This is a genomic window from Cupriavidus sp. DF5525 (genome assembly GCF_040149425.2).
Classification (GTDB): domain Bacteria; phylum Pseudomonadota; class Gammaproteobacteria; order Burkholderiales; family Burkholderiaceae; genus Cupriavidus; species Cupriavidus pickettii_A.
Genome location: NZ_CP168265.1, coordinates 3479192 through 3502349 on the forward strand (window position 1 = coordinate 3479192; position 23158 = coordinate 3502349).

Genomic DNA, 23158 nt, shown 5'->3' on the forward strand with positions numbered 1-23158 from the left:
ATCTTGTCGCCGGGGATCAGTCCCGGTACGAGGGATCGATTCTATCCAGTTTGCGCAGCAACGCGGGCCACTCCAATGCGCCCTCGACCGCGCCGTTGTCGTACAGCTGTTCCGACGCCTTGTGCACCACCGCGGCATCCGGCTGCACCAGCGCGCCGCCGGCCTGCGCGGCGATCTGGATCTCGCACGCCTTGATCAGCGTCGCCATCAGCACATAGGCCTCGGCCACGGTGCGGCCCACTGTCAGCGTGCCATGGTTGCGCAACAGCATGGCGGGATGCTCGCCCAGCGAGGCCGTCAGGCGCGTGCCTTCGGCCGGGGTGAAGGCCAGCCCTTCGTAATCGTGATAAGCGATGCGGCCGTGGAAGCGCATCGCGTGCTGGGACAGCGGCAACAGCCCCGCGGCCTGCGCGGACACCGCGATACCGGCGGTGTTATGCAGGTGCATCACGCACATCGCGTCGGGACGTGCCGCATGCACCGCGGCATGCAGCGCGAAGCCGGTCACGTTGACCGGATGCACCGTTTCGCCAACGACCTCGCCACGGCCGTTGATCTTGACCAGGTCGCTGGCGCGGATCTCGTCGAAGGCAAAGCCGAAGGGGTTGATCAGGAAGTGGTCGGGCTCGCCCGGCACCGTGGCGGAGATATGGGTGTAGATCAGGTCATCCCAGCCCTCGCGCGCGGCCAGGCGGTAGGCGGCGGCAAGGTCCACGCGCACGCGCTGCTCTTCGGCGGAAACGGGATGGGCAGTGCCCGCGGCACGCGCGGGCTGCAAGGCAAAAGACATGGGGGGTCGCTCCTGCGCCGCCCGTCTCGCGTGCCGGGTACGGCCCCGGCCTTCTGTGCCGCGCCACCGGCCGCGCGGCTGCGGGGCGCAGCCGCAACGCGTGGCGCTTCAGGCGGCAAAGGCCATACTGTAGCGCACCTTGCCGGTCAGCTCCGGGCGCCTTCCAGCGGCCAGGCGCGGCGCATCCAGGCGAACACCACCGCCCCCAGCAGCAGCGACGCCGCCGCGCACGCGAGCGAGCTGGCGAAGCCCCCAGTACGCGCCACCAGCGCGGTCGCCAATGGCGGCCCGGCGATCTGGCCGAAGCCGTAGGACGCCGTCATCAGGCCCATCAGCCGCGGCGCGTGCGGGCCCCACAGCCGGCGTGCCTCGCGCATCGCAAATGCCACCAGCGCGGTGAACGGCAGCCCCGCCAGCAGGCTGCTCAGCGCGAAGCCCACTACGGTCGGAAACACCACCGCCAGCGCCACGCCCAGCGCCTGCATGCCGTAGGCAATCGTCAGCAGCTTGCGGCTGTCGTGCGCCATGCCGATCCGGGTGGCCAGCAAGGCGCCTACCGCCACGCCCGCGCCGAAGATCGGCCAGAACAGGTCGGCCCAGACCGTGCCCGGCAGCGCTTCACGCGCGATCACCGGCAGGAAGGTCGCAGTGATGATGTAGCCGAAGCCGGCCAGCCCGTAGGCCAGCGTCAGAGTCCAGGTCTGGGCGTCGAGCCGGGCGGCGTGGTTGTCCGCCGGAAGGTCTTCCTGCACGGCGGCGCTTTGCACCGGCGCCGGTTCCGACACGAATACCCACCACACCGCCGCCACCAGCACTGCGGCCAGCGCCGTGAACGCCAGCCAACCGTAGTCGGCATGCCAGCCCGCGCCGACCATGCCGGAGGTGCCCAGCCCCGTGACCACGATGCCAAGCCCCGGCCCGCAGAAGATCAGCCCGGCGAGCTCCGGCTTGCCCAGCTCCGCCAGCCGCTGCAGGCACCAGCCGGCGGTGTAGACCATCACCACCGCGCTGGCCACGCCCGCGGCGGCGCGCCACAGCGACCAGGCCGGCATGCCGCCCGGCAGTGCCATGCCCAGCGTCAGCAGCACCGTGGCCACCAGCCCCCAGCGCAGCATGCGCACCGCGTCGGGCCGGATAAACATGCACACGGCGGCGCCGAGAAAATAGCCGATGTAGTTGACCGTGGCCAGCCAGCCGCCCTCGTGCAGCGTGACGCTGCCGTCATGCAGCATCATCGGCAGCAGTGGCGTAAAGGCGAAGCGGCCGATGCCCATCACCACCGCCAGCGACACCAGCCCGGCCATCGCCACCGCCACCGGTCCGGCCTTGCGCGCAACCACCCGCGCGGCCGGGCCGGCGCCGGTGGCCGCGGCGTGTTCAGGATCGATGCTGTGCAGATTGGGCATGTCGGTAGCTGGTCGGGGGCAGCGGTTGCATTGCGATCTCCGTATGCTACGCTTTGGAAACCATCCCGAAAAATGAATTATCAAGATGCCAAGCATCCTGATACGAGATGTATTGTTCCGGAGCCACTGCCCATGGATCTCGCTGCCCTCGAAATCTTCCGCACCGTGGTCGAAGCCGGTGGCATTACCCGCGCGGCCGAGCGACTGCACAGGGTGCAGTCCAATGTCACCACCCGCATCCGCCAGCTTGAGCAGTCGCTCGGCGTCGAGCTGTTCGTACGCGACGGCCGGCGCATGGTGCTGACGCCCGCCGGCCAGACCCTGTTCGACTACGCCTGCCGCATCCTGAAGCTGACCGACGAGGCCCGCCAGGCGGTGCTGCCGGCACGCCCGCATGGACGGCTGCGCATCGCCTCGATGGAAAGCACCGCGGCCAGCCGCCTCCCCAATGTGCTCGCCGCGTACCACCAGGCCTGGCCGGAGGTGCAGCTGGAACTGGTGACGCTGGCCACGCGCCAGGCGCTGGATGCGCTGGCGCGCTTCGAGGTCGACTGCGCCTTTGTCGCCGAGCCGGTCCCGGACCCGGCGCTGTCCACCATCCCGGCCTTCGAGGAAGAACTGGTGGTGATCGCGCGCGAGCGCCATCGTCCGATCCGCACCGCCGCCGACCTGGAAGTGCCGACGCTGCTGGCGTTCGAGCCGGGCTGCAACTACCGCGCCCGGGTCGAGGCCTGGTACGCCACCGGCGATGCGCCGCCGCCGCGCGTGCTGGAACTGGGCTCGTATCACGCCATCGTCGCCTGCGTGGCGGCCGGCATCGGCGCGGCGATCGTGCCGCGCTCGGTGCTGGGCCTGTACCGCGACCTGCCGGCCATCAGCCAGCACAGCCTGGGCGCGGCGGGGCGCGTGCGCACCATGCTGGCGTGGCACCCGGCCATGGCCAGCGCGGCGCTGCATGCGCTCGTCGACGCGCTCACGGCGCAAGCGCCGGGCCCGGCCGACAAGCCTGAACTGGCGGCAGCCTGAGCGCCACAAGCGGGACAGCGGCACGTCTCCGTGCAAGATGTGCCCGGTGGCCTACACTGGAAGTGGCGCCACCACGGCACCCTGCGTGCCCCGCCCCTCCTGATGAAACCTGCCACCGCGCTCGCGCGGGCCCTTCGGCTGCTGCACGGCCGCCTGCTGGTCGGCCTGGCACTGGCGTGCTGCGCCGCCGCGCTCGCCAGCACACTCGCCAGTTTCCATGCCCGCGCCGCACCGCCGGCCGGCCCCGCTTCGGCACCAGCCGCCACGGCCACGGCGCCGGTCTACGTGATCCCGCTAAAGGGCGCGGTCGGCCCGGCCAGCGCCAGCTTTGTCCTGCGCGGCATGACGCGCGCCCGCGAGGCCGGCGCCCAGTTGGTGGTGCTGGAAATGGACACCCCCGGCGGGCTGGATGCGTCGATGCGCGAGGTCATCCAGGCGATCCTGGCCTCGCCGGTGCCGGTCGCCAGCTACGTCTACCCGGGCGGCGCGCGCGCCGCCAGCGCCGGCACCTACATCCTCTACGCCAGCCACATCGCGGCGATGGCGCCCGGCACCAACCTGGGGGCCGCGACCCCCGTGCAAGTCGGCATCGGCGGACCGCAGCGGCCCGACGCCCTGCCCGGCGCCAGCCCCGCTTCCGCCCCGGCCAGCGAACCGGCCAGCACCGACACCATGGCGCGCAAGCAGATGCACGACGCCTCGGCCTATATCCGCGGCTTGGCGCAACTGCGCGGGCGCAATGCCGAGTGGGCCGAGCGCGCGGTACGCGAATCGGTCAGCCTGTCCGCCAACGAGGCACTGGCCCAGCGCGTGATCGACATCGTCGCCCCCGACCTGCCCTCCCTGCTGCGCCAGGTCGAGGGCCGCAAGCTCACCGCGGCCGGCGGCAAGGACAGCGTGCTGCACACCGCCAATGCGCCCGTGGTCGAACTGGAACCCGACTGGCGCAGCCGCTTCCTGGCCGTGATCACCGAACCCAGCGTGGCGCTGATGCTGCTGATGATCGGCATCTACGGGCTGATCTTCGAGTTCTCCACGCCCGGCATGGTGGTGCCCGGCATCGCCGGCGCGATCTGCCTGCTGGTGGCGCTGTTCGCGCTGCATATGCTGCCCGTGAACTACGCCGGACTGGCGCTGGTGGCGCTGGGCATCGGCTGCATGGTGGCGGAGCTGTTCCTGCCGACCTTCGGCGCGCTGGGGGTGGGCGGCATCATTGCCTTTGCCTTCGGCGCGGTAATGCTGATCGACACCGACGTGCCCGGCTTCGGCGTACCGCTGCCGATGGTGGCGGCGCTGTCGGCGATGTCGGCGATCTTCGTGTTCGGCATGTCGGCGGTGCTGGTGCGCTCGCGCAAGCGGCCGGTGGTCAGCGGCGCCGATACGCTGGTCGGCAGCCACGGCGAACTGCTCGACGACCTACGCGATGAAGGCTGGGCCTCGGTGCGCGGCGAGAACTGGCGCGTGCGCAGCGCCACCCCGCTGGCGCGCGGCACACCGGTGCTGGTCACCGCCCGGCACGGCCTGGTGCTCGACGTGGTCGCCGCCGGCAACGCCCCGCTTTATCAAACTCCACCCCAACCGACTCCAGACAAGGGAGCCTGACCATGGCCTTCGGATTTAGCTTCGGCGGTTTGATCTTCCTGCTGGCACTGCTCGTCATCACGGCATTCCGCGTGCTGCGCGAATACGAACGCGGCGTGGTGTTCATGCTCGGACGCTTCTGGAAGGTCAAGGGGCCGGGACTGGTGCTGATCATCCCGGCCGTGCAGCAGATGGTGCGGGTGGACCTGCGCACGGTGGTGATGGACGTGCCGCCACAAGACGTCATTTCTCGCGACAACGTCTCGGTGAAGGTGAACGCGGTCGTGTACTTCCGCGTGGTGGACCCGGAGCGCGCCATCATCCAGGTCGCCAACTTCCTCGAAGCCACCAGCCAGCTGGCGCAGACCACGCTGCGCTCGGTCCTGGGCAAGCACGAACTGGATGAAATGCTGGCCGAGCGGGAGAAGCTCAATCTCGACATCCAGCAGGCGCTGGACGCGCAGACAGACGGCTGGGGCATCAAGGTATCGAACGTCGAGATCAAGCATGTCGACCTGAACGAAACCATGATCCGCGCGATTGCGCGGCAGGCCGAAGCGGAACGCGAGCGGCGCGCCAAGGTGATCCATGCCGAGGGCGAATTGCAGGCTTCCGTGAAGCTGCTCGAGGCCGCGCAGATGCTGGCGCGGCAGCCGCAGGCGATGCAACTGCGCTATATGCAGACGTTGACGCAGATTGCGGGGGATAAGAGTTCGACGATCGTGTTTCCGTTGCCGATGGAGTTGTTGACGGTGTTAGGGAGCAAGGGGGAACGGGGGTGAAGGGGGATGGGGGAGGCCTGCGCTGCAAGTTACGTCTTGTCGTTGCTCGACCGCTCGCGCGCCTGTGGCTCAACGGCTTTCGCGCTTGGTGACATGTTGTCGTTGTTGAACCGCTTGGTTCCGCCCAGCTGCAACATGTCACCAGCCGCGACGGGCCGGGCCGGGCCGGGCCGGGCCGTCGATCATCACCTAAATGCATATCCGAAAAAAAGAGGCGCCGAAGCGCCCCTCATTCATTCGACAATCAAACCTTTGAAGCCACCCACTCACTAACCCCAGCCAGCGCCTGCGGCAACTTGGCCGGCTCGGTACCACCAGCCTGCGCCATATCCGGCCGGCCACCACCCTTGCCACCCACCTGCTGCGCCACAAAGTTGACCAGTTCGCCAGCCTTCACCTTGCCCGTCGCATCGGCAGTCACACCAGCAATCAGACTGACCTTGCCATCCGACACAGCACCCAGCACGATGGCCGCACTCTGCAGCTTGTCCTTCAGCTTGTCCATGGTCTCACGCAGCGTCTTGACGTCAGCGCCATCCAGTTGGGCAGCCAGCACCTTCAGCCCCTTGATGTCGACCGCCTGCGCCGCCAGCTCATCGCCCTGCGACGCCGCCAGCTTGCTCTTCAGGCGCTCCAGCTCCTTCTCCAGCGCCCGCACCTGGTCCTGCACCTGGCCGATACGCGGCACCAGCTCTGAAGGCTGGGCCTTCAGCGCCGCCGCGGCTTCGTTCAGCTTCGCATCCAGTTTCTGCAGGTAATGCAGCGCATTATCACCGGTGATGGCTTCCACTCGACGGATGCCGGCGGCCACGCCACCTTCCATCACGATCTTGAACAGGCCGATGTCGCCGGTGCGGTGCACGTGGGTGCCGCCGCACAGTTCCTTCGAGGTGCCGATCGACAGCACGCGCACATCATCGGCGTACTTCTCGCCGAACAGTGCCATCGCACCGCTCTTGACCGCGTCATCAAACGGCATGATCTCGGCGTGCGTGTCTTCGTTGCGCAGGATCTCGGCGTTGACGATCTCTTCCACGCGGCGGATCTGTTCGTCGGTCAGCGACGCATTGTGCGAGAAGTCGAAGCGGGTCTTGTCTGCATCCACCAGCGAGCCCTTCTGCTGCACGTGGCTGCCCAGCACTTCGCGCAGTGCCTTGTGCATCAGGTGGGTGGCCGAATGGTTGCGCACAGTGCGCGCACGGCGCAGCGCGTCGACCTGTGCCGTCACGGCGTCGCCCACCTTCAGCGCGCCGCCTTCCAGCGTGCCCTGGTGGCCGAACACATCGGCCTGGATCTTGGTCGTGTCAGCCACGGCAAAGACAGCATTGCCTGCCTTCAGCACGCCCTGGTCACCAGCCTGGCCGCCGGATTCGGCGTAGAACGGGGTGTTGTCGAGCACCACCACGCCAGTCTGGCCCGGCTGCATGGCGTCGACCGCGGCACCGTCCACGTACAGCGCGGTGACCTTGGCCTGCGGCAGCTCCAGCTTCTCGTAGCCATGGAACACCGTCTTGTCACCGGTGTACTCCAGCCCCGCAGCCATCTTGAACTTGCCGGCAGCACGCGCCTGCTCGCGCTGGCGGCTCATCGCGGCGTCGAACGCCGCTTCATCCACGCCGATTTCCTGCTCGCGGCAAACGTCCTGCGTCAGGTCGAGCGGGAAGCCGAAGGTGTCGTGCAGCTTGAACGCCAGCTCGCCGTCCAGCGTCTTGCCACCCTTGAGCTTCAGGTCAGCCAGCGCGGCGTCCAGGATCGACATGCCGTTCTCGATGGTCTCGAAGAAGCGCTCTTCCTCGGCCTTCAGCACTTCGGTCACGCGCGACTGGGCTTCAGCCAGTTCGGGATAGGCCTGGCCCATCTGCTCGACCAGATCGGCCACCATCTTGTGGAAGAACGGGGTCTTCTGGCCCAGCTTGTAGCCATGGCGGATGGCGCGGCGGATGATCCGGCGCAGCACGTAGCCGCGGCCTTCGTTGCCGGGGATCACGCCGTCGACGATCAGGAACGAGCACGCGCGGATATGGTCGGCAATGACCTTCAGCGAGTTCTGGTTCAGGTTGTCGATATGGGTCTCGCGCGCGGCAGCCTTGATCAGTGCCTGGAACAGGTCGATCTCATAGTTGCTGTGCACGTGCTGCAGCACCGCGGCGATGCGCTCCAGGCCCATGCCGGTGTCCACGCACGGCTTGGGCAGCGGCGTCATGTTGCCCTGCTCGTCGCGGTTGAACTGCATGAACACCAGGTTCCAGACCTCGATGTAGCGGTCGCCGTCTTCCTCGGGCGATCCCGGGGGGCCGCCCCACACTTCCGGGCCGTGGTCGTAGAAGATTTCCGAGCACGGGCCGCAGGGGCCGGTGTCGGCCATCTGCCAGAAGTTGTCCGAGGCGTAGCGCGCGCCCTTGTTGTCACCGATGCGCACGATGCGCTCGGCCGGCACGCCCACTTCCTTGGCCCAGATGTCGTAGGCCTCGTCGTCTTCGGCGTAGACCGTCACCCACAGCTTCTCGGCCGGCAGCTGGTAGGTCTTGGTCAGCAGTTCCCACGCGTACAGGATGGCATCGCGCTTGAAGTAGTCGCCAAACGAGAAGTTGCCCAGCATCTCGAAGAACGTATGGTGGCGGGCGGTGTAGCCCACGTTCTCCAGGTCGTTGTGCTTGCCGCCGGCGCGCACCGAGCGCTGCGACGAGGTCGCGCGGGTGTACGAGCGCTTGTCGGTGCCCAGGAACACGTCCTTGAACTGCACCATGCCGGAATTGGTGAACAGCAGCGTCGGGTCGTTCGCCGGCACCAGGCTGGACGAGCGGACCACGGTATGGCCCTTCGATTCGAAGAACTGCAGGAACTTGCTGCGAATGTCTGAGACTTTCATGGGATGGCGGACGCTTGCCGCACTTAACAAGGCGCGACGAGTCAGTATTGGATTTGCAAACCGTTGATTATACGGGCAAGCCAGCCCGCAAGGCACACCGGGGCCGGCGCCTCGGGCCCGGCCGGCTATCGCCCAAATCCCACGCCATAAAGAGCCCGATGCGCCACCCGTCACCCCGCCTCGCTTAAGCCCGGTGGTACAGTGCAGGCAACCCGCGCCGCCCCCTTCAGCGTCGCAGCGCCGGCAGCCGGTTTTCCGATTCTTCCCCCGCCCTACCTCAGCATTCGCCTACCGCCATGGGAGCCTTAAGCCATCTCCGCGTCCTCGACCTGACCCGCGTCCTTGCCGGGCCCTGGTGCGCCCAGAACCTAGCCGACTTCGGCGCCGATGTGATCAAGGTCGAGCGTCCCGGCGCGGGCGACGACACCCGCACCTGGGGCCCGCCCTGGCTCAAGGACGCGGACGGCCGCGACACCGCCGAGGCCGCCTACTACCTGGCCGCCAACCGCAACAAGCGCTCGGTCACCTGTGACATCAGCACGCCGGAAGGCCAGCAGATCGTGCGCGAACTGGCCGCGCAAAGCGATGTGGTGCTGGAGAACTACAAGGTCGGCCAGCTGAAGAAGTACGGCCTGGACTATGAATCGCTCAGGCAGGTCAAGCCCGACCTGATCTACTGCTCGGTCACCGGCTTCGGCCAGACCGGCCCATACGCCGCGCGCCCCGGCTACGACTTCATCATCCAGGGCATGGGCGGCTTCATGAGCCTGACCGGCGAGCGCGACGACCTGCCGGGCGGCGGCCCGCAGAAGGCCGGCGTGGCCATCTCCGACCTGATGACCGGCCAGTACGCCACCATCGCCGTGCTGGCGGCGCTGGCGCACCGCGACCGCACCGGCGAGGGCCAGTACATCGACATGGCGCTGCTGGACGTGCAGGTGGCGATGCTGGCCAACATGAACACCAACTACCTGGCCAGCGGCGAGGCGCCGCGCCGCTGGGGCAACGCGCACCCCAACATCGTCCCCTACCAGACCTTTCAAGCCGCCGACGGCTGGCTGATCGTGGCGGTGGGCAACGACGGGCAGTTCCGCAAGTTCGTCACGGACGGCGGCAAGCCCGAGCTGGCCGACGACCCGCGCTTTGCCACCAACCCGCAGCGCGTGGCCAACCGCGACGTGCTGGTGCCGATCCTGGCCGAGATGGTGCGCCCGCGCACCCGCGCGCAGTGGATCCGCGACCTGGAGGCGGCCGGCGTGCCGTGCGGCCCGATCAACACGCTCGACGACGTGTTCCAGGACGACCAGGTCAAGGCGCGCGGCCTGCGCGTGGACCTGCCCCACCCGAGCGCCGGCGAGGTCAAGCTGGTCGGGAGCCCGATCAAGATGAGCGCCACGCCGCCCGAGGCGCTGCGCCATCCGCCGCTGCTGGGCGAGCACACCGACACGGTGCTGGCCGAGACGCTGGGCTACAGTGCTGAGCAGATCGAAGCACTACGTGCAAAGGGTGTGCTGTAAGATTCTCCTCCTGCCGGCGGCGAGGTCTTGCCGTCGGCGCTTTCCGGAAGCCGTTCTGTCCCCGACTGAAGTCCCTTCCCCGGGCTGGCGCCCTGCCGGCTCGCGCAAAGCCAAGGAGAAACCATGCTGACCGATGCCATCCTGGCCTTCCTGCATTTCCTTGCCATCTTCGTCCTGATCACCCTGATGGCCGCCGAGGCGGTGGTGCTGCGCCCGGAAATCACGCCGGCCGCGGTGCGGCGCCTGTCGCTGTACGACCTGTTCTACTTCCTGTCCGCGATGGTGGTGCTGGGCACCGGCCTGCTGCGCCTGTTCTACGGCGCCAAGGGCCTCGACTTCTACCTGCACAATCCGTGGTTCCACGCCAAGGTGGGCGTGTTCGTGCTGATCGCGCTGTGCTCGCTGCCGCCGACCTTTGCCATTGCGCGCTGGCGCAAGCAGGCGCGCAGGCTGCCGGATTACGTGCCGCCGCCGTCCGAGCTGAAGGCGGCGCGCCGCTGGGTCATGATCGAGGCCCACCTGCTGATCCTGCTGCCGTTGTGCGCCGTGATGATGGCGCGCGGCATCGGTGCCCGATAACAATTCCAATCCTGCTGTAGTCCCGACATGCTGAAGAAACTGCTTGCCGCCGCCATGATGGCGGCGATGGTCCCCGCCACGGCCGCCATGGCGGCTGCCTCGTATCCGACCAAGCCGGTCCGCTTCGTGGTGCCCTACCCGGCCGGCGGCCCGCTCGACACCGTCGCGCGCGCCATCGGCGAGAAGCTGCGCGACAGCCTGGGCCAGCCGGTAGTGGTGGAGAACAAACCGGGCGCCGGCGGCAACCTGGGCGCGGACTACGTCGCCAAGCAGCCGGCCGATGGCTACACCATCGTGATGGGCGCGGTGGCCACGCATGCCATCAACCCGACGCTGTTCAGCAAGATGCCGTACGACCCCGTGAAAGACTTCGCGCCGATCACGCTGGTGGCGGACGTGCCCAATGTGCTGGTGATGCACCCCGGCAAGGCGGCCGAACTGCATATCAACAATGTGCGCGACCTGGTCGCGTACGCGCGCAAGAACCCGGGCAAGCTGGACTACGCCTCCGGTGGCAACGGCAGCGCCGGCCACCTGTCGGGCGAGCTGTTCAAGAGCATGGCCAAGGTCAGCATGGTCCATATCCCCTACAACGGCGCCGCACCGGCGCAGCTGTCAGTGCTGTCGGGCCAGACCGACCTGATCTTCGACAACCTGGCTTCGGCGTCGGCGAATATCAAGGCAGGCAAGCTCAAGGCCTTTGCCGTGACCACCGCGGGCCGTGCAGCGGCGTTCCCGGAGCTGCCGACCATTGCCGAGGCGGGCAAGGGCCTGGGGCTGGAGGGCTTCGATATCTCGACCTGGTTCGGTGTGTTCGCGCCGGCCAACACGCCGCGGGAGATCGTCGAGCGGCTTAACCAAGAGATCGTGGCGATCCTGAAGACCGATGATATGAAGGCACGGCTGGCGCGCATCGGGGCGCAGCCGGCGCCGACCACGCCGGAGCAGTTTTCGGCGTTGATCCAGCGGGAACTGAAGAAGTATGCGCAGATCGTGAAGGTGTCGGGGGCGAAGGTGGACTGAGGCCAGAGAGTCTTTCATTTGCAAGGAAAAAGGCGGCCGCGGCCGCCTTTTTCCTTGCGCCGGCGTGTTTGCATCTGGGGCGCCCTACTCCGCCCCCCGCGCCTGCGCAGCCTTGCGCCGCTTCCATATCCGCCCGCCGGAATCCCCCTCCAGCCGCGGCAACAGCAATCCGACCTGCAGGATCTGCGGCCCTTCCATCCGCATCACCGTCAACGGCAACCCCGCAATCTCGACACTGTCGCCCTCCACCGGCGGCGAGGTGAACACCCGCTGCATCGCCGCTTCCAGCGTAAGCGGTTCTTCTTCTGGCGTCAGTGCACGCGTGCCATACATCGCCGCCACGTCCCGCAGCGGCGCATCCCCCGACAGCAGGAAATCGTGCGAGACCTCTTCCCAGGTCGGCGCGCGCCCCGGCGCCTGGAACATCGCCGACAGCATCGGCAGCGTCGTGGTCGGCGCCAGTACGCAGACGCTGTCGCCGGCGCGCAGCATGGTCTGGTCAGGCGCCACCAGCGCGTCGTCGCGCGCCACCGTCATCAGGCTGCAGCGTGGCGGCAGTTCGAGCTGGTCGGCACGCACGTTCTCCACCGGTGCGTTCGGGCCCACGCAGAACTGCATCACTTCCAGGATCGGCGCGCGTGTGCCGCGCAGGCGCGAGCGCGCGACCGGCTCCGGGTAGCCCGGCCGGCGCACGCGCGCCAGCCGCGCCGCCACCGACACCGTGGTGCCCTGGAACAGCAGGCTGGCCAGCACCACGGCAAAGGCAATGCGGAATAGCAGCCCGGATTGCGGCACCTCGCGCAGCAGTGGGAATAGCGCCAGCACGATCGGCACCGCGCCACGCAGTCCCATCCAGGCGATAAATCCGGTCTCGCGCGCATTGAAGCGGAACGGCAGCAGCGCCAGCCACACCGCCACCGGGCGCGCCACCAGCATCAGGAAGGCGGCTACCGCCGCGGCCGGTCCGGCCACTTCCCAGATCCGGTGCGGCGACACCAGCAGGCCGAGCAGCAGGAACATCGCCGATTGCGCCAGCCAGGCCATGCCGTCCATCGCGCGCATGGTGTCGGGCGTGACGGCGCGTTCGCGGTTGCCGACCAGCATGCCGGTCAGGTACACCGCCAGGAAGCCGCTGCCGCCGGCGGTCTGCACCAGCGCGAATACCATCGCGCCGCCCGAGCACAGCATGATCGCCTGCAGGCCCTCGGCGACCTGGATGCGCTCCAGCACGCGCGCCAGGCAATAGCCCAGCGCCAGGCCAAGCACGCCGCCCACGCCGAACTGCACCAGCAGCCGCGTGACCAGGCCCAGCGGCGTCAGGCCATCGGGCGCGGTCAGCCATTCGATCAGCGTCAGGGTCAGGAAGATCGCCATCGGGTCGTTGATGCCCGACTCGATCTCGAGCACGCTCGCCACCCGGTCCTTCAGGCGGATGCCGCTGCTGTGGAGCATCGAGAACACCGCCGCGGCGTCAGTCGACCCGACAATCGCGCCGAGCAGCAGCCCGAGCCGCCAGTCGATGCCCAGCAGCCACGCGGCAAACACCCCCACCAGCGCCGCCGTCACCAGCACGCCCACGGTCGCCAGCGACAGCGATGGCCTGAGCGCCACCCGGAAAGTGGCAAAGCGCGTGCGCAGCCCGCCGTCGAGCAGGATGATCGCCAGCGCCAGGTTGCCCACCAGGAAGCTCAGCCAGGTGTCGGAAAAGCGGATGCCACCCGGCCCGTCCACGCCCGCCAGCATGCCCACGGCCAGGAAGACCAGCAGGAACGGCACGCCCAGGCGTGCCGAGAAGGCGCCCAGCACGATGCCCAGGGACATCACGACGGCGCCGATCAGGATGACGTGGTCGATGCTCTCCAAACCGCTCCTTTCGTTGCATTGAGGTGCCTTGCGGAACCTTTCAAACCTGACAGCATGCCACCCTTGCGCCGCGCGGCAGGTCCGCGCAGGGTGCCCCGGATGATAGCGCAGCAGCCCCCACGCAGCCCCGCCCGCCCGCCCGCGAAGCGGCCTCCAGTCTGGCCCGGCGGCGCTTTTAAGCGCTGATTCACTAGGGGATACCCTCAGCATGACCCTGTTTGCAGACATCTGAAAGGTAGCTGAAAGGTCGCCCCCTTAACTTCCACCCTGCCCGCAGGAGGGCCCCCTTCTTCATCGCGCATTGACGCAGTGCAGCAAGGGGCCCGCCACAGATTTCAAGCGTCTTTTCGAGGAGATTCACTTTGCGCATACGTAGCCAAAAGGACTTCGCCTCCGGCCTGATGTTCATCCTGGTCGGATTCGGCTTTTCCTGGGTCGCACGCGGCTATTCCATGGGAACTGCCGCAAAAATGGGACCTGGATACTTCCCGTTCTGGCTCGGCATCGTGCTTGCCCTGCTGGGCGTGCTGGTGCTGGCTGGTTCGCTGTCGTCCAAGATGGAACAAGACAGCCTGGCCCGCTGGGACATCAAGACGCTGCTGTGGATTCTCGGTTCGGTGGTGCTGTTCGGCCTGCTGCTGAAGCCGCTGGGCATGGTGCTGTCGGTGCTGGTGCTGGTGCTGGTGTCGTCGATGGCCAGCCACGAGTTCAGCTGGAAGGGCGCCATCCTCAACGCGATCATCCTGGTGCTGATCAGCCTGGGCGCGTTCGTGTACGGCATCAACCTGCAGATGCCGGTGTGGCCGGCTTTCCTGGCAAGCTAAGGAGCCCGCCAACATGGAACTTCTAACCAACCTGGGTCTGGGCTTTTCCACCGCCCTGACCTTCCAGAACCTCGCGTACGCCTTCCTGGGCTGCGTGCTGGGTACCCTGATCGGCGTGCTGCCGGGCCTGGGGCCGCTGGCCACCATCGCCATGCTGCTGCCGGTGACCTACACGCTGCCGCCGGTGGCCGCGCTGATCATGCTGGCCGGTATCTACTACGGCGCCCAGTACGGCGGCTCGACCACCGCCATCCTGGTGAACCTGCCCGGTGAATCGTCCTCGGTGGTGACAACCATCGACGGCTACCAGATGGCAAGACGAGGGCGAGCGGGGGTGGCGCTGGCGACAGCGGGCCTGGGCTCGTTCTTCGCCGGCTGCGTCGCCACCATGATCCTGGCCGCCTTTGCCGCGCCGCTGTCCGAACTGGCGTTCAAGTTCGGCCCCGCCGAATACTTCTCGCTGATGGTGCTGGGCCTGATCGGCGCCGTGGTGCTGGCTTCGGGTTCGCTGGTCAAGGCCATCGCCATGATCGTGCTGGGCCTGCTGCTGGGCCTGGTCGGTACCGACGTGAACTCGGGCGCCGCGCGCTTCTCGTTCGACGTGCCGGAACTGACTGACGGCCTGAACTTCGTCTCGGTGGCAATGGGTATCTTCGGCTTTGCTGAAATCATCGCCAACCTGGAGCAGAAGGAGCACCGCGAGACCTTCACTGACCACATCACCAACCTGTTCCCGACCAAGGAAGACTTCAAGCGCATGATCCCCGCGGTGCTGCGCGGCACCTTGCTGGGCTCCGCACTGGGCATCCTGCCTGGCGGCGGCGCATCGCTGGCCTCGTTCGCGGCGTACTCGCTGGAGAAGAAGACCTCCAAGTACCCGCAGGAATTCGGCAAGGGCGCGATCGAAGGCGTGGCGGGTCCGGAATCGGCCAACAACGCTGCCTCGCAAACGTCGTTCATCCCGCTGCTGACGCTGGGCATTCCGCCCAACGCGGTGATGGCGCTGATGGTGGGTGCCATGACCATCCACAACATCCAGCCCGGCCCGCAGGTGATGACCAGCAACCCGGCGCTGTTCTGGGGCCTGATCGCCTCGATGTGGATCGGCAACCTGATGCTGATCATCCTGAACCTGCCGCTGATCGGCATCTGGGTGAAACTGCTGAAGGTGCCCTACCGCTACCTGTACCCGGCCATCCTGACGTTCTGCTGCATCGGCGTGTACTCGGTCCAGAACACCACCTTCGACGTGTTCCAGACCGCTGCCTTCGGCGTGGTGGGCTACCTGTTCATCAAGCTCAAGTGCGAACCCGCTCCGCTGCTGCTTGGCTTCGTGCTGGGGCCGATGATGGAAGAGAACTTCCGCCGCTCGCTGCTGCTGTCGCGTGGTGACTTCAGCGTGTTCGTGACCCGTCCGCTGTCGCTGGGTCTGCTGATCGCCGCCGCGGTGCTGGTGCTGATCGTGGCGATGCCGGCGATCAAGGCCAAGCGCGAAGAAGCGTTCCAGGAAGAGTAAGCAGGGAAATACGCCGAACGCAAGACTAAGGGCACCGCGAGGTGCCCTTTTTTTACGTGACCGTTCAGGAACAAAAAGCGCCAACCGCACACTGCTGTTGTCCTGGCGTTGCGACACAACAAGAATCCGCTAGGTTGAGGTTGGCCCTGCGCGACCGCCGCCCGGTCCGCGACGACCTATATTACTGACACGTGGACAACTGTCGCGATGAGCGCGTCGGAGGTTGAGATCATGACCATGGCTACCACGCTGGCGAGATGCCTGAGCAACAAGCAGACCCAGTTCGACACCGTTCGCCACCCCTACAGCCCCAGCAGCAGCATGGCCACTGCGCAGGCTGCGAACATTCCCGGAGACAGAATGGCCAAGACGGTCCTGCTGGAAGACGGCAGCGGCTACGTCGCAGCCGTAATTCCTTCCACCCACCACCTGAAACTGTCGGAGATCTGCGAGCAGACGGGCCGAAAGCTGTCGCTGGCGCACGAGGATGGCGTGCGCGAAGTGTTCAGCGATTGCGACCACGGCGCGATCCCGCCGGTCGGCATGGCGTACGGCACGCAGACCTGGCTCGACGACAGCCTGCTGACGCATCCCGACGTCTACTTTGAAGCGGGCGACCACCAGGAACTGGTGCACATGAGCACCGATCAGTTCCTCGAACTGATGGCCGACGCGCGGCGCGGGCATTTCGCGCACCGGATGATGTAGGACAAGTTCATGCCCTGACAGGCCACGCGGCCGGCGCTTGCCGGCCGCTTGTCTTTTGCGTGGGCGATCGCTTCACCAGGCACTCACGCGCGGATGGCAAAAAGCTGCCGCCACCGGTCACGCTGACCGGCGAAAAATCTTCTTTCCCCTCGCGGACCAGGCCCCGTCAGGGGAATAACAGCCCTGACGGGACCAGGCGACCGCTTAAGCGACGTCGAACCGGTCGAGGTTCATCACCTTGACCCAGGCCGCGACGAAGTCCCGGACGAGTTTCTCCTGCGCGTCCTCGCTTGCGTAGACCTCGCAAAGCGCCCGCAACTGGGCATGCGAGCCGAACACCAGGTCGACGCGGGTGCCGGTCCACTTCTTCGCACCGGTCTTGCGGTCACGCCCTTCGAACACGTCCCGGGCTTCCGGGGACACCGGCTTCCATTCGGTGCTCATGTCGAGCAGGTTGCGGAAGAAGTCGTTGGTCAGCGTTTCCGGCCGGTCGGTGAAGACGCCATGCGCATCTTGCCCGGTATGGACGTTCAGCACGCGCAGCCCGCCGATCAGCACCGTCATCTCGGGCGCGGTCAGGGTCAGCAATTGCGCCTTGTCGATCAGCAGCGCCTCCGCAGGGATACCGTACTCCTGCTTGAGGAAGTTGCGGAAGCCGTCCGCCTTCGGCTCGAGCGCGCCGACCGACTGCACGTCGGTCTGTTCCTGCGAGGCATCCATGCGGCCCGGCGTGAATGGCACGGTCACGCGATTGCCGGCCTTCTGCGCCGCCTGCTCGATCCCGGCTCCACCGGCCAGCACGATCAGGTCCGCCAGCGAAATCTTCTTGCCGCCGGACTGCGCGCCGTTGAACTCAGCCTGGATCCCTTCGAGCACCTTCAGCACCTTGGCCAACTGCTCGGGTTCGTTGGCGGCCCAGTCCTTCTGCGGCGCCAGGCGGATGCGCGCGCCATTGGCACCACCACGCTTGTCCGAACCGCGGAAGGTGGATGCCGAGGCCCAGGCAGTCTGCACCAGTTGCGAGACCGGCAGCCCCGACGCCAGGATCTTCTGCTTGAGCGCGGCGACGTCCTGCTCGTTGACCAGCGGATGGTCGACCGCCGGGATGGGATCCTGCCAGATCAGTTCTTCTTGCGGGACTTCCGGGCCGAGGTAACGGGCACGCGGGCCCATGTCGCGGTGGGTCAGCTTGAACCAGGCGCGGGCGAAGGCATCGGCGAGCTGGTCAGGATGCGCCAGGAAGCGCCGGGAGATCTTCTCGTAAGCCGGGTCGAAACGCAGCGACAGATCCGTGGTCAGCATCGTTGGCCGCAGCTTCTTCGACGGATCGTAAGCGTGCGGGATGGTTTCGCCGCCATCCTTGGCCACCCACTGGTTGGCACCGGCGGGACTCTTGGTCAGCTCCCATTCGTGGCCGAACAGGTTCTCGAAGTAGCTATTGCCCCACTTCGTCGGCGTATTGCTCCAGGTCACCTCCAGGCCGCTGGTAATGGCGTCGGCGCCCTTGCCGGAGCCATAGGTGCTTGACCATCCCAAGCCCTGGAGTTCAAGGTCGGCGCCCTCGGGCTCGGCCCCGATGTTGTCCGCGGGACCGGCACCATGCGTCTTGCCGAAGGCATGCCCACCGGCAATCAGCGCGACGGTCTCCTCGTCGTCCATGGCCATGCGCGCGAAGGTTTCGCGGATGTCGTGCGCCGCGGCGAGCGGGTCCGGGTTGCCTTCCGGGCCTTCCGGGTTCACATAGATCAGGCCCATCTGCACGGCGGCCAGCGGGCTCTCCAGGTTGCGGCCGGGGTCGGTGCGGCTGGCCTCGGCGCCATGCAATTCCTCGTCGGCGACAATCACGCCCTCATCGTCGTACTTGCCGGCGGCACCCTTGCCGTAGCGAAAGTCACCGCCCAGCCAGGTCTTTTCATTGCCCCAGTACACATCCAGGTCCGGCTCCCAGGTGTCTTCGCGGCCACCGCCGAAGCCGAAGGTCTTGAAGCCCATGGTCTCGAGCGCGACGTTGCCGCTCAGGATCATCAGGTCGGCCCAGGAGATCTTCTGACCGTACTTTTGCTTGATCGGCCATAGCAGGCGGCGAGCCTTGTCCAGGCTGGCGTTGTCCGGCCAACTGTTGATCGGCGCGAAACGCTGCTGGCCGCGCCCGCCGCCGCCGCGGCCATCGCCGATGCGGTACGTGCCGGCACTGTGCCAGGCCATGCGGATGAGCAGCGGACCGTAGTGGCCGAAGTCCGCCGGCCACCAGTCCTGCGATTCAGTCATCAGCGCCGCCAAGTCCTTCTTCACCGCCGCCAGGTCGAGGCTCTTGAAGGCTTCCGCATAGTTGAAGTCCGCGCCCAGCGGGTTGGACTTGCTGGAATGCTGGCTGAGCAGGTCCAGGCGCAGTTGCTTTGGCCACCAGTCGCGATTCGTGGTACCGCCGCCGGCGGTATGAGTGAAGGGGCACTTTGCTTCGTTAGACATGCGTTCTCTCCTTGTGGGGACGTACTGAACACGCCTGCAGCGATGGCGCGGGGGTTCGCTGGTGTTTCGGCGATCCCCGCTCCGGCGGATCTTGCGGATCAGCGCCGGGAATCTCCTTCAAAAGCATGCCGGCTTATTACTGCCGGTGCGCGGACGCGCGTGGGCACGCCCCGACGCGGCAGGTCGGGCGCCCATGGCAATGCGGCCGCGTCAGCGGCTGTCCGCAACCCAAATATATGCACAGGTGGACGCCAGGAGAATGCGTTTCTGACTATCCTCCCGATAGACCCTGGTTATGGCGTGGACGCAACGCGTACTAGGCGCCGAACAGCTCGCTGCAAGCTGCCCGCACCGCCGCGGTCACCTGCCCGCGCCCGTGGTCGCGCCGCTCCAGCATGCCGATGTGACGCATCACCGGCTCGCCGTTGACCAGCAGCGGCAGCACGCGCAGCGCCTCGTCGTCGCGCCAGCGGGCGCGGCGCAGCAGCGGCACCACGGTCACCCCCACCTCCTGCCGCACCAGTTCGACCAGCGCCTCGATCGCGTTCAGTTCCAGGAATTCATTGACTTTCAGGTGCGCGCGCCGCAATGCGCGCTCGATCAGCACGCCGGTGCGTTGGGTCCGGTCAAAGCGCAGGTAGGGATTGCCGGCGAGTGCCTCTAGCGCATCTCGGCCGGGGCTGCCGCGCGCGGCGATGGCGACCAGCGGCTCCTGGTACAGCGGCGTCCAGCGCAGCGAGCCCGGCACGCGCGCGGTGCCCTCGACCAGGATCGCGGCGTCTAGCTCGCCCGCCTCTACCTGCGCGGCCAGCTCGATCGACTTGGCGCCGACCAGGCGCACGTCCAGCGCCGGATAGGTGCGCTTCATATGTGCCACCGCATGCGACAGCCCGCCCATCACCGACACCACCGCGCCTACCGCGACGGCGCCGGCCATGGCCTCGGCCGAGGCCAGTGGCAGGCGCATCTCTTCATACAGCGCCAGCAGCTTGCGCGCCTGCGGCAGCAGCGCGCGGCCGTCGGCATTCAGCACCGCGACGCGACCGTTGCGATCGAACAGTTCGCGGCGCAGCTCGTTCTCGAGCGCACGCATCTGCAGGCTGACGGCGGCCTGGGTCAGCGCCACCTGGCCGGCGGCGGCAGCGAAGGAGCCGTGCTCGGCCACGGCGACAAGGGTTCGGAGGAAGCGGATAGTGCTCATCAGCGCACCCGTGGAGGGTAGGAATGACGATGCCGACAAGGGTGTGACACTTAAGTTTTCCTTGTGACATCGGAAAGGAATATTAGCTTTCTTTGTGACCGGCGGCGCGGAATAATGAAGGCCGGCTCATGAATCTGGGCCCGGGCGAGCGGGGCCGGCCGCCACAAGCGGCGGCCCATGGCAATACAGCCGCCTGCCCCGCAACGGTCTTCCTGCTTTTCCTTTCGCCTGACACCGGAGATGAGAATGAAATCCTGGCTGCGCCTTCTCGGCATCGGCCTCGCCTCCGGCCTGTGCCTGGCCGCCACGCCCGCACTGGCCGACAACTATCCCAGCAAGCCCATCCGCCTGATCGTGCCCTTCCCGGCCAGCGGTGCCACCGACTTGCTGGCGCGCGCGATCGCGCAGAAGGTCGGCGCCAACATGGGCCAGCAAATCGTGGTCGACAACCGGCCCGGGGCGGGCGGCGCGATCGGCTCCGACATGGCCGCCAAGGCCGCGCCCGACGGCTATACGCTGCTGATCGCCACCACCAGCACGCATTCGATCGGCCCGTATATCAATACCCGCCTGCCCTACAACACCGAGACTGATTTCACGCCGGTCGGTCAGGTGGCGATCGCCACCAACGTACTGGTGGTGCCGAACAGCCTGCCGGTGAAGAACGTGCGCGAGCTGGTCGACTACGCCAAGAAGCATCCCGGCGAACTGAACTACGCCTCCAGTGGCAACGGCACCGTGGTGCACCTGACCGCCGAAGCGTTCAAGGCGCAGGCCGGCGTGTTCATCACCCACATCCCCTACCGCGGCACCGCGCTGGCCGTGCCCGACCTGATCTCGGGCAAGGTGCAGGTGCTGTTCGACAGCATCGTGTCGGGCCTGCCGCATGTGAAGGACGGCAAGCTCAAGGCGCTGGCGGTGACCAGCGCCAAGCGCTCGCCGCTGGCGCCGGAGATTCCCACCGCCAGCGAATCGGGCCTGCCCGGCTTCGAATCCGATACCTGGTTCGGCATCTATGGCCCCAAGGGCCTGCCGCCCGATATCGTCATCCGCCTGAACGCCGAGTTCAACAAGGCGATCCAGTCGCCCGAGGTGAAGGAACGCCTGGGCAAGCTGGGCGCCGAACCGGTCGGCGGCACGCCGGCGCAGTTCGCCGCCATGGTGAAGAAGGACAGCGCCCGCTGGGGCAAGCTGATCAAGGATCGCAAGATCACGGCAGAATAAGGCACCGAGGCCACTCCTGCTGCCACCGCACCGGGTCCGGCAGCGACCCGGCCGCCCCCTCAGACGACAGACAACGCCATGCAGAACTTCAACTGGACCAACCCCTACCCCTCCGTGCGCATCCCGCTGTTTGCGCGCAACGTGGTGTCCACCTCGCACCCGCTGGCCGCGCAGGCCGGCCTGCGCATGCTGCTCAAGGGCGGCAATGCCGTCGATGCCGCCATCGCCGCGGCGGCCGCGATCACCATCGTCGAGCCGGTGTCTTGCGGCCTGGGCAGCGACGCCTTCGCCATCCTGTGGGACGGCAAGGAACTGCACGGCCTGAACTCGTCCGGCGTGGCGCCGGCCGCGTGGAACCCGGAGTATTTCAAGAACAAGTACGGCACCGACGCCAACGGCCTCGCCAACCGCCCGATCCGCGGCTGGGATTCGGTGACCGTGCCCGGCGTGATCGCCGGCTGGGCCGCGCTGCACGAGCGCTTTGGCAAGCTGCCGTTCGCCGACCTGATGGAGCCGGCGATCGAGATCGCCGAGCGCGGCTATGCCGTGCCGCCGGTGGTGGCGCACAAGTGGGCTGCCGCGGTGCCTGAGCTGAAGGACCAGCCGGGCTATGCCGAGACCTTCATGCCCAGCGGCCGCGCGCCACTGGTCGGCGAAAAGTTCACCATGAAGGCTGCCGCCGAGACGCTGCGCAAGGTCGGCGAAACACGCGGCCGAGCCTACTACGAAGGCGAGATCGCCGAGAAGATCGCGGCGTTCAGCAAGCAATGCGGCGGCGCCATGACGCTGGACGACCTGCGCAACTACCGCCCGGACTGGGTCAAGCCGATCAGCAAGTCCTACCGCGGCTACGAACTGCACGAGATCCCGCCCAACGGCCAGGGCATTGCCGCGCTGATCGCGCTGGGCATCCTCGACCAGTTCGACATGGCGTCAATCCCGGTGGATTCGGTCGATTCGCAGCACCTGCAGATCGAGGCGATGAAGCTGGCCTTTGCCGACCTCTACCGCTACGTGGCCGATCCGCGCAGCATGGAGGTCACGCCGGAGGCAATGCTCGATGACGCGTACCTGAAGTCGCGCGCGAAGCTGATCGACATGCAGCGCGCCACGCATTTCAACTTCGGCATGCCCAAGGTGGGCGGCACCATCTACCTGACCGCCGCCGACGAGAATGGCATGATGATCTCGTTCATCCAGTCGAACTACATGGGCTTCGGTTCGGGCGTGGTGGTGCCGGGCACCGGCATCAGCCTGCAGAACCGCGGCGTGGGCTTCTCGATGGACCCCAAGTCGGCCAACGTGGTGGCCGGCGGCAAGCGCCCGTTCCACACCATCATCCCGGCCTTCCTGACCAAGGGCGGCCAGCCGGTGATGAGCTTCGGCGTGATGGGCGGCGACATGCAGCCGCAGGGCCACCTGCAGACCGTGGTGCGCATGCTGGATTACAACCAGCAACCGCAGGCCGCGTGCTGCGCGCCGCGCTGGAAGGTCAACCGCGACTTCACGCTGGACGTGGAGAGCACGATGGACGCGGCGACGGTCGAGGGGCTGAAGGCGCGCGGGCACCAGCTCAAGTCGGTGGATGATCCGTATATGGATTTTGGCTCGGGGCAGTTCATCTGGCGCCTGTCGGAGGATGCCGAGCATGGTTACGTCGCCGCCAGCGACAGCCGGCGTGATGGGCAGGCGGTGGGATTCTGATCCAGCCTGACTGAAGCGCCTGCAGTACCGAGGACGCCCGGGACACCCCGGGCGTTTGTTTTTGTCCCGTCGGTCG

General features: G+C 67.1%; 17 protein-coding genes. 11 read left to right on the top strand and 6 right to left on the bottom strand.

The features are described from left to right. Positions 1-16: 16 nt before the first annotated feature. A complete protein-coding gene (locus ABNX08_RS16205; RefSeq protein ID WP_022536116.1) occupies positions 17-790 on the bottom strand; it encodes a class II aldolase/adducin family protein in 774 nt (257 codons plus the stop codon). Positions 791-936: 146 nt separating this feature from the next. After that, positions 937-2196, bottom strand: coding sequence for a YbfB/YjiJ family MFS transporter (locus ABNX08_RS16210; protein ID WP_022536117.1), 1260 nt, complete (start codon positions 2194-2196; stop codon positions 937-939). Positions 2197-2328: 132 nt separating this feature from the next. Between ABNX08_RS16210 and ABNX08_RS16215 the strand changes: the two genes are divergently transcribed. From ABNX08_RS16215 to ABNX08_RS16225, 3 genes are all read left to right on the top strand, one after another. After that, complete coding sequence (locus ABNX08_RS16215) at positions 2329-3222, top strand: LysR family transcriptional regulator (protein ID WP_022536118.1); 894 nt, start codon at positions 2329-2331, stop codon at positions 3220-3222. A gap of 102 nt (positions 3223-3324) precedes the next feature. After that, entirely contained in the window at positions 3325-4824 is a 1500-nt protein-coding gene (locus ABNX08_RS16220; RefSeq protein ID WP_051369789.1) for a nodulation protein NfeD, read from the top strand. 2 nt (positions 4825-4826) lie between these two features. After that, the gene (locus ABNX08_RS16225) at positions 4827-5585 is read left to right on the top strand and encodes a slipin family protein (protein ID WP_022536120.1); all 759 of its coding nucleotides are present in this window, start codon (positions 4827-4829) and stop codon (positions 5583-5585) included. A 244-nt stretch (positions 5586-5829) separates the two neighbouring features. Here the strand turns inward: ABNX08_RS16225 and alaS are convergent, their stop codons facing one another. Then, positions 5830-8454: an alanine--tRNA ligase gene (gene alaS / locus ABNX08_RS16230; RefSeq protein ID WP_349608776.1), complete on the bottom strand. Its 2625-nt coding sequence runs from the start codon at positions 8452-8454 to the stop codon at positions 5830-5832. A 296-nt stretch (positions 8455-8750) separates the two neighbouring features. Between alaS and ABNX08_RS16235 the strand changes: the two genes are divergently transcribed. From ABNX08_RS16235 to ABNX08_RS16245, 3 genes are all read left to right on the top strand, one after another. Next, positions 8751-9971 (top strand): CaiB/BaiF CoA-transferase family protein, encoded by a 1221-nt coding sequence (locus ABNX08_RS16235; RefSeq protein ID WP_041681118.1) that lies wholly within the window; start codon positions 8751-8753, stop codon positions 9969-9971. A gap of 123 nt (positions 9972-10094) precedes the next feature. Beyond that, positions 10095-10550 carry a DUF2214 family protein gene (locus tag ABNX08_RS16240; protein ID WP_022536123.1) on the top strand — a complete coding sequence of 152 codons (456 nt, stop codon included), beginning with the start codon at positions 10095-10097 and terminating at the stop codon, positions 10548-10550. Positions 10551-10577: 27 nt separating this feature from the next. Continuing rightward, on the top strand, positions 10578-11573 hold the full coding sequence (locus ABNX08_RS16245; protein WP_022536124.1) for a tripartite tricarboxylate transporter substrate binding protein: 996 nt from the start codon (positions 10578-10580) through the stop codon (positions 11571-11573). Between the two features lie 84 nt (positions 11574-11657). Here the strand turns inward: ABNX08_RS16245 and ABNX08_RS16250 are convergent, their stop codons facing one another. Further along, entirely contained in the window at positions 11658-13436 is a 1779-nt protein-coding gene (locus ABNX08_RS16250) for a potassium/proton antiporter (protein ID WP_022536125.1), read from the bottom strand. Positions 13437-13798: 362 nt separating this feature from the next. Between ABNX08_RS16250 and ABNX08_RS16255 the strand changes: the two genes are divergently transcribed. The 3 genes from ABNX08_RS16255 to ABNX08_RS16265 all read left to right on the top strand — a co-directional run bounded on the left by ABNX08_RS16255 (position 13799) and on the right by ABNX08_RS16265 (position 16484). Beyond that, positions 13799-14260, top strand: coding sequence for a tripartite tricarboxylate transporter TctB family protein (locus ABNX08_RS16255; protein ID WP_022536126.1), 462 nt, complete (start codon positions 13799-13801; stop codon positions 14258-14260). 13 nt (positions 14261-14273) lie between these two features. Beyond that, positions 14274-15776, top strand: coding sequence for a tripartite tricarboxylate transporter permease (locus ABNX08_RS16260; RefSeq protein ID WP_022536127.1), 1503 nt, complete (start codon positions 14274-14276; stop codon positions 15774-15776). Between the two features lie 231 nt (positions 15777-16007). Then, positions 16008-16484, top strand: coding sequence for a YbaK/EbsC family protein (locus ABNX08_RS16265; RefSeq protein WP_041681553.1), 477 nt, complete (start codon positions 16008-16010; stop codon positions 16482-16484). Between the two features lie 204 nt (positions 16485-16688). On the opposite strand, the gene katG is transcribed toward ABNX08_RS16265, so the two are convergent. Continuing rightward, positions 16689-18953 (bottom strand): catalase/peroxidase HPI, encoded by a 2265-nt coding sequence (gene katG / locus ABNX08_RS16270; protein ID WP_022536129.1) that lies wholly within the window; start codon positions 18951-18953, stop codon positions 16689-16691. A gap of 316 nt (positions 18954-19269) precedes the next feature. Next, positions 19270-20154, bottom strand: coding sequence for a LysR family transcriptional regulator (locus ABNX08_RS16275; RefSeq protein ID WP_349608772.1), 885 nt, complete (start codon positions 20152-20154; stop codon positions 19270-19272). A 246-nt stretch (positions 20155-20400) separates the two neighbouring features. On the opposite strand from ABNX08_RS16275, the gene ABNX08_RS16280 reads away from it, so the two are divergent. Continuing rightward, positions 20401-21378: a tripartite tricarboxylate transporter substrate binding protein gene (locus tag ABNX08_RS16280; protein WP_022536131.1), complete on the top strand. Its 978-nt coding sequence runs from the start codon at positions 20401-20403 to the stop codon at positions 21376-21378. Between the two features lie 78 nt (positions 21379-21456). Further along, positions 21457-23082 carry a gamma-glutamyltransferase gene (ggt, locus tag ABNX08_RS16285; RefSeq protein WP_022536132.1) on the top strand — a complete coding sequence of 542 codons (1626 nt, stop codon included), beginning with the start codon at positions 21457-21459 and terminating at the stop codon, positions 23080-23082. Positions 23083-23158 lie beyond the last annotated feature (76 nt).